Consider the following 6,490-nt stretch of genomic DNA (forward strand, 5'->3'; position numbering starts at 1 on the left):
ACGGGCATGGGCGACGGGCCGTACGGGCGCGGCGGCCTGCGGGCCACGGCGTCGCGCCGCTACTCGCTCCTGCCTCTGCGCATCTTCCTCGGCGTCACCTTCATCTACGCCGGCCTGGACAAGCTGACGGATAGTCAGTTCATGTCCGCGAGCGGCACCGGTTCGGTCGGCGAGATGATGCGCGGCGTGCGCGACACCTCGGCCATCCCCGCCCTCGTGGACCTCGCCCTCAAGAACCCCGAGGGTTTCGGCTACGCCATCGGCTTCGGTGAAGTCGCCGTCGGCATCGGCACGCTGATCGGACTGCTCGCCCGCCTCGCCGCGCTGGGTGGGGCACTGATCTCGCTGAGCCTGTGGCTGACGGTGAGCTGGTCGTCCGACCCGTACTACTACGGGAACGACCTGATCTACCTCATGGCCTGGCTCCCGCTCGTGCTCGCGGGCGCCCCGTTCCTCTCCGTCGACGCGGCCCTGGCGGCGCGCCGCCGGCGCACGCTGTAGGTCACCCAGCTCGCCGCGCCCGCGAGCAGCAGCCCGAGGCAGATGACGGGGAGCGCGAGGTAGGCCGGGACCTGCCATGCGCCTGCGGCGTCTGCCGTGTACGCCGCTGCCGTGCCCAGCACGACGAGGCCGCTGATCAGCTTGCCGGGCCTGAATTGGTGCGCGTCACTTCGCGGCACGGGTCACCTCCACCTGTCCGACGCCGACTTCCAGATCCAGCTGGAGTGTCCCGGCGGGCTTACCGCCCTGCGGCCGCCCGTTGGCCGGCTGCAGTGTCCGGCGCAGGTCCTGGTCGGTCCGTACGTCGAAGTCCTGTCGCTTCTCTCCCGGCAGCTGGATGTCGCCGACACCCACCTTCATGCGCAGTTCCACCCTCACGTCCTTCGGTACGACGACCCTGAGCTGCCCGGCACCGATCTCGGCCCGGGTGGCCACCGACGAATCCGCCGGTACGCGTACGCCGCTGAGGTCGAGCGTGCCCACGCCCGAGCCGAGCTCGTACCCCGGCCGCACGTCCGAGGCCGAGGCGGGCGTCCAGTCCGTACGCATCCAGTCCGTGGAGATCTCCTTCGGCAGCGCGGCGGCGCCCGTCAGCATCAGCGCCGTGATCAGGGTGAGCAGAATCGTGCCGACGCTCGTACGGCCGCGGAACGCGCTCACCGTGATGCCGAGCCCGAAGACGGCGAGCGCGCAGGACAGGCCGATCTGGAGGCTTGTGCCGAGCGGCTGCGTGTCCCACGACAGGCCGGTGCCGAGGCCGGCCGCCAGTACCGCCAGCAGGAACACCCGCCCGCCGATGCCGCGCGGCCCGCGCGTCGCGGGGTCGCGCCGCTGCTGCGAGGAAAGGGCCGGGGCCGCACCCAGGTCCCGGCCCGGCGCCTCGTCGACGACCGCGCCCTCGGGCCCCCACAGATAGCCGGTGCCGACCGGGCCCGTCGTGCCGTCCTTGACGATGGGGTCCCGCCACCAGGAGGGCGCACCGGCTACGGGCGGCGCCTGCGTCTCGGGCGGCGCGACGGCGGCCGCCTGCGCGGTCACCGGGTCGGCCGGGCCGGTTTCGGGGGCGGCGAGGCGGCGGCGCTTGGACCAGTACGCGGCGCCGGCGAGGGCGATGGAGAGCAGCACGGCGAAGCCGAGGACGCTGCCGTTGTTCAGCATCGAGAGGAAGAGGCCGCAGCCGACGAGGGCGAAGAGCACGGCGATGAGCGTGGCGCCGTCCACCCGGCCGGTCAGCAGGCGGCGTGCCTCGTTCTCGTCCTCGCCGTCGAGGGGGATGAAGAGCCAGGCGAAGCCGTACAAGATCAGGCCGAGACCGCCGGTGGCGGCCAGGACGCCGAGACCGATCCGGAAGATCACCGGGTCGAGGTCGAAGTGCCGGCCGAGCCCGCCACACACGCCGCCGACCACCTTCTGCCGCTTGCTGCGGCGCAGCGGCAGCGGTGGCGGCGGTGGCGGCGGTGGTTCTCCGGCGGAGGCCGGGGAAGCGGCGGCGTCGTACGGCTGTGTCATACGTCCATGGTGAGGGGCGGTACGGCGCCGCGGCACCCGCCCCGACCCTGGACGATCCCTGATTTCCACCCCGAGTCGGCTCGCAGCGCACCCCGGTAGTCAGGGGAATGTGGGGGGCCGACCCTGATGCCCGGACCCGCCCGTACATGTGACCATCGGGGCATGCCAGTCGCCACGCCCCGCCGAGCCGCGAGCTCCCACGGCCCCGAACCGGAGGAGTCGCAGCCGCGCAAGCTCTACCGCAGCGCCGAAGGGCGGATGCTCGGAGGTGTCGCGCGCGGGCTCGCCGGGCATCTCGGACTGCCGGTGGTCTGGGTGCGGATCGTTTTTCTCGCGCTCTTCCTCTCGGACGGCCTTGGCGCGGTGCTGTACGCCGTCTTCTGGTTCGTGGTGCCGCTCGGCGTCGGCGGCGTGGACGCGCCGCGCTCGGCCTTCGAGACCGCCCCTGACGGGCGCCGCAAGCTCCGCAAGCCCGACAAGGGCCAGGTCTTCGCACTCTTCGCGCTGCTCGTCGGCGCCGTCACCTTCGTCACCAGCGTCGACGTGGGCGGCCAGGCAGGGCGGTACGTGTGGCCGGCGCTGCTGATCGGCCTCGGCGTCGTACTCGTCTGGCGCCAGGCCGACAACGCGCGCCGCGCCCACTGGATGGAGATCGGCCGCCGCCGCCGCATGCTGCAGCTGGCGCGCGGACTGGCGGGTGTGGCGCTGGTCGGTACGGGCCTGACCGCGTTCCTGGTCGTACGGGGATCCGCGGCGCAGCTCGGCAACGTACTGACGGCGGCGCTGGCGGTCGTCGCCGGCATAGCGCTCCTGGCCGGGCCCTGGCTGGTCCGTATGACCCAGGACCTGTCCGAGGAGCGCCTGATGCGCATCCGCGCCCAGGAACGCGCCGAGGTCGCCGCTCATGTGCACGACTCGGTGCTGCACACCCTGACGCTGATCCAGCGCAACGCGGAGGACCCCGGAGAGGTACGGCGCCTGGCGCGGGCGCAGGAGCGGGAACTGCGTAACTGGCTCTACAAGCCGGAGGGCAACGGCAAGGAGGAGTCCGAGGAGCCCACCACCCTCGCCGAGGCGGTCAAGCGGTCGGCGGCGGAGGTCGAGGACAAGCACGGCGTACCGCTGGAGGTCGTGGTCGTCGGCGACTGCCCGCTCGACGACAAGCTGGTCGCGCAGATGCAGGCCGCGCGCGAGGCAATGGTGAACGCCGCCAAGTACGGTGGCGAGGGCGGAGCGGTGCAGGTCTACGCGGAGGTCGAGGGCCGGACGGTTTTCGTTTCCGTACGGGACCGGGGGCCGGGGTTCGATCTGGATTCGGTGCCGGACGACCGTATGGGCGTACGAGAATCGATCATCGGCCGTATGCAGCGCAACGGCGGCACGGCGAGGCTGCGTTCCGCGCCCGACGGGGGCACGGTGGTCGAGCTTGAGATGGAGAGGGCGGCGGACGCATGACCGAGACCACGACTGAGAGCGGCGGCGAGGCACGCAGGGTACGGGTGGTGCTGGTGGACGACCACCGGATGTTCCGTACGGGAGTGCAGGCGGAGATCGGGCAGACCGAGACGACCGGCGTCGAGGTGGTCGGCGAAGCCGCCGACGTCGACCAGGCGGTCACGGTCATCACGGCGACCCGCCCCGAGGTGGTCCTGCTCGACGTCCACCTGCCGGGTGGCGGCGGCGTCGAGGTCCTGCGCCGGTGCGCGCCGATGATGGGCGCGGTGGAGAACCCGGTGCGGTTCCTGGCGCTGTCGGTGTCGGACGCGGCGGAGGACGTGATCGGGGTGATCCGGGGCGGGGCGCGGGGCTACGTGACGAAGACGATCACGGGCGCGGACCTCGTCGACTCCATCTTCCGCGTGCAGGACGGCGACGCGGTGTTCTCGCCCCGGCTGGCGGGCTTCGTGCTGGACGCCTTCGCGTCGACGGACGCCCCGCCGGTGGACGAGGACCTGGACCGGCTGACGCAGCGGGAGCGGGAGGTGCTGCGGCTGATCGCGCGGGGGTACGCGTACAAGGAGATCGCGAAGCAGCTCTTCATCTCGGTGAAGACGGTCGAGTCGCACGTGTCGGCGGTGCTGCGCAAGCTTCAGCTCTCGAACCGGCATGAGCTGACGCGGTGGGCTACGGCGCGCCGGCTGGTGTGACGGTCTGGAGGTACTCGTCCATGGCGTCCCTGTTGCGGATGAGGCACTCGATGCGCTCGGTCATCCGGTCGCGTTCGCGTTGCAGCGTGGCGAGCATCTCCGGTGTCGCGTCGGGGAAGTGGATGACGCGGGGCTTGTCGAGGCAGGGGAGGATCTGCCGCGCGGATCAACCGCCGGTTGCGGGCGCTGACCGTTGCCAGCACCGTCCTGGTGGCCGTGGCGGCCGCGATCCTGGCGGTGCTGGCCGACAGTCCCGCCATGCTGTACGTCGCGGTGACGCTGTGGGGGCTCGGATGGGGAGGCGCGCCCACCCTCCTGCAAACCGCCGTGGCTGACGCGGCGGGTGACGTGGCTGACGCCGCGCAGGCCATGCTCGTCACCTTGTGGAACGCGGCCATGGCGGGCGGTGGACTGGCAGGCGGGATCCTGCTCGACCGCCTCGGCCCGACGTCCTTCCCGTGGAGCGTCCTTGTGCTGCTGGTGCCGGTGCTGCTGGTGGTGATGGCGGCCCGGACGCATGGTTTCCCGGCGCGGCGGCGACGTACGAGCGCGACCTCATGAGGCTTTACGCCGCCTCCTCGGCAAGCAGCACCTCGCGGGCGTCCATCAGGGCGAAGCCGAGGAGGTTGAGGCCGCGCCAGGTGGTGGGGGAGGCGGCGCGTACGTCGTCGGCTGCGAGGCCGATGCCCCACACGGGATCGAGTGGGCTGGCTTCGACGAGGACGCGGTTGCGGGTGGCGAGGAGGTAGTGGAGGAGGGCGCTGTGCTGGCCGAACTTGGCGATGCTGCCGCGTACGACGATTCCGTAGCGGTGCTCGCGCCAGGTCGCTTCGTCGAAGTCGGCGACTTGGCGGCCGAGGGCCTTCGCTTCGCCGGGGGTCCTGGCCTGGAGGATCTTGGCGGCGGTTTCGTCATCCCCGAACAGCCAGCCCTTGTGCGACATCATGTAGTGCTCGGCGGAGCGGTAGGTGTGACCGTCCTCGGTGAACTCGACGGGCCACCACTGGCTGAGGCATCCGGGCCCGGCGGCGGAGCCGGGGGTTGGCCGGTGGCCCCAGAAATAGAGGTAGCGCAGGCGCGCTTTTGTCTGCTGTTCTGCGGCGACAGCCTCCGCGACGGATCTGGGGAGAGGGCTACTGCGAGGGTCGTTGGGCATGGGCGCACCGTTACACACCGCTGCCGGCCGCCTCAAGGCAATTGACCTCGAACCACACCGTCTTGCCGACCCCGCACTCACGCGGCGCGGCCCCCCACCGCGCGGCGAGCGCGTCGACCAGCGCGAGCCCGCGCCCGGTCTCGTCGTCCGGCGAGGCGTCGCGCGGATGCGGGAGTACGACGCAGGCGTCGGACACCTCGACGCGGAGGACGGCGACTGCCTGCTGCCGCGAGGCGAACCGCACCCAGATCTCCCGGCCGGGCGCGCAGCCCGCGTGACGCAGGGCGTTGGTCATGAGCTCGCTGAGGAGGAGGGTTGCGGTCTCAGCGGCGTCATCGGGCACCTTCCACTCCCGGGCTTGGTCGGCGAGGAGGTTACGGGCGCGGCCGACGCTGCGGGGGTGGCGGGGGAAGTGCCACTCGGTGTGGTCGTTCATGGCTCATACCGTGAGGGAAGGGGCATAGCTTGGTGGAGTAACGGCCCCGGTACAGAGGGTGGTTGTAACCATGGCAAACCCCGAACCGCCGATGGCCTGGCGGTACTGCGGCAATCAGATCAAGCGCTGGCGTGAGCGGGCGGGTGTGACGCGGGAGGCGCTGGCCAAGGAGGCCAGTTGCAGCTACGAGTACGTAAAGGCGATGGAGGCTGGGCGGCGAAAGCCGACGCTGCATCTGCTTCAGGTGGCGGACGGGTATTGCGGGGCGGGTGGGTTGCTTATTGCGGCGCGGGAGTTCCTGGTGCCGGAAAAGTTCCCTGCGCGGTCGCAGGAGTACTTCCAGTACGAATCCGAGGCCGTGAGTCTCTGGTGGTACGACCCCCTGCTTATCCCCGGACTACTCCAGACCGAGGCCACCGCGCGAGCTCTGCTCATGGCGCACCGTCCGCCGCTGGACGACGAAACGGTGGAGGCTCGGGTCGAGGCGCGACTGGGCCGACAGTCCCTGCTCAACAGGAGGCCACCGGTCGAGTGCAGCTTTGTTCTGTACGAAGCTGTCTTGCGGTGCCCAGTGGGCGGGCCAGCGGCGCACAAGGAGCAGCTGTTGCACCTGCTGGAGGTCGGCTCGCTCCGTCATGTCTCAATCCAGGTGCTGCCGTTTAGTGCGGGCGCAAACCCGGGGCTCAATGGACCAATTGTTTTGCTGGAGACCAAGGAGCAGTGACTGTTTTGGATGGTCGG

The 6,490-nt window shown here is 70.9% G+C and carries 7 protein-coding genes and 2 pseudogenes; 5 read left to right on the forward strand and 4 right to left on the reverse strand.

The genetic code is table 11. The features are described 5' to 3' along the window. Positions 1 to 6 precede the first annotated feature (6 nt). Positions 7 to 501, forward strand: a complete 495-nt coding sequence (locus J7E96_RS29425; protein ID WP_251070617.1) for a DoxX family protein — start codon at positions 7 to 9, stop codon at positions 499 to 501. 165 nt (positions 502 to 666) lie between these two features. On the opposite strand, the gene J7E96_RS29430 is transcribed toward J7E96_RS29425, so the two are convergent. Beyond that, the gene (locus J7E96_RS29430; RefSeq protein ID WP_215135606.1) at positions 667 to 2,010 is read right to left on the reverse strand and encodes a PspC domain-containing protein; all 1,344 of its coding nucleotides are present in this window, start codon (positions 2,008 to 2,010) and stop codon (positions 667 to 669) included. A 162-nt stretch (positions 2,011 to 2,172) separates the two neighbouring features. On the opposite strand from J7E96_RS29430, the gene J7E96_RS29435 reads away from it, so the two are divergent. Together J7E96_RS29435 and J7E96_RS29440 are read left to right on the forward strand one after the other, a co-directional pair. Next, positions 2,173 to 3,465 (forward strand): ATP-binding protein, encoded by a 1,293-nt coding sequence (locus J7E96_RS29435; RefSeq protein WP_215135608.1) that lies wholly within the window; start codon positions 2,173 to 2,175, stop codon positions 3,463 to 3,465. Then, the gene (locus tag J7E96_RS29440) at positions 3,462 to 4,157 is read left to right on the forward strand and encodes a response regulator transcription factor (protein WP_215135610.1); all 696 of its coding nucleotides are present in this window, start codon (positions 3,462 to 3,464) and stop codon (positions 4,155 to 4,157) included. Before J7E96_RS29435 ends, J7E96_RS29440 begins: the two co-directional genes overlap by 4 nt. Here the strand turns inward: J7E96_RS29440 and J7E96_RS29445 are convergent. Continuing rightward, a pseudogene (locus tag J7E96_RS29445) lies at positions 4,135 to 4,317 on the reverse strand (MerR family transcriptional regulator); the annotation flags it as partial. The gene J7E96_RS29440 and the pseudogene J7E96_RS29445 overlap by 23 nt on opposite strands. Here J7E96_RS29445 and J7E96_RS29450 point away from each other — a divergent pair. Continuing rightward, a pseudogene (locus tag J7E96_RS29450) lies at positions 4,317 to 4,718 on the forward strand (MFS transporter); the annotation flags it as partial. The pseudogenes J7E96_RS29445 and J7E96_RS29450 overlap by 1 nt on opposite strands. A 4-nt stretch (positions 4,719 to 4,722) precedes the next feature. Here J7E96_RS29450 and J7E96_RS29455 read toward each other — a convergent pair. Next, positions 4,723 to 5,313: an NADAR family protein gene (locus J7E96_RS29455; protein ID WP_215135612.1), complete on the reverse strand. Its 591-nt coding sequence runs from the start codon at positions 5,311 to 5,313 to the stop codon at positions 4,723 to 4,725. Between the two features lie 10 nt (positions 5,314 to 5,323). Then, a complete protein-coding gene (locus J7E96_RS29460) occupies positions 5,324 to 5,749 on the reverse strand; it encodes an ATP-binding protein (protein ID WP_215135614.1) in 426 nt (141 codons plus the stop codon). 70 nt (positions 5,750 to 5,819) lie between these two features. Between J7E96_RS29460 and J7E96_RS29465 the strand changes: the two genes are divergently transcribed. Beyond that, entirely contained in the window at positions 5,820 to 6,473 is a 654-nt protein-coding gene (locus J7E96_RS29465; protein WP_215135616.1) for a helix-turn-helix transcriptional regulator, read from the forward strand. Positions 6,474 to 6,490: the final 17 nt, after the last annotated feature.

Source organism: Streptomyces sp. ISL-96, assembly GCF_018614035.1.
GTDB lineage: Bacteria > Actinomycetota > Actinomycetes > Streptomycetales > Streptomycetaceae > Streptomyces.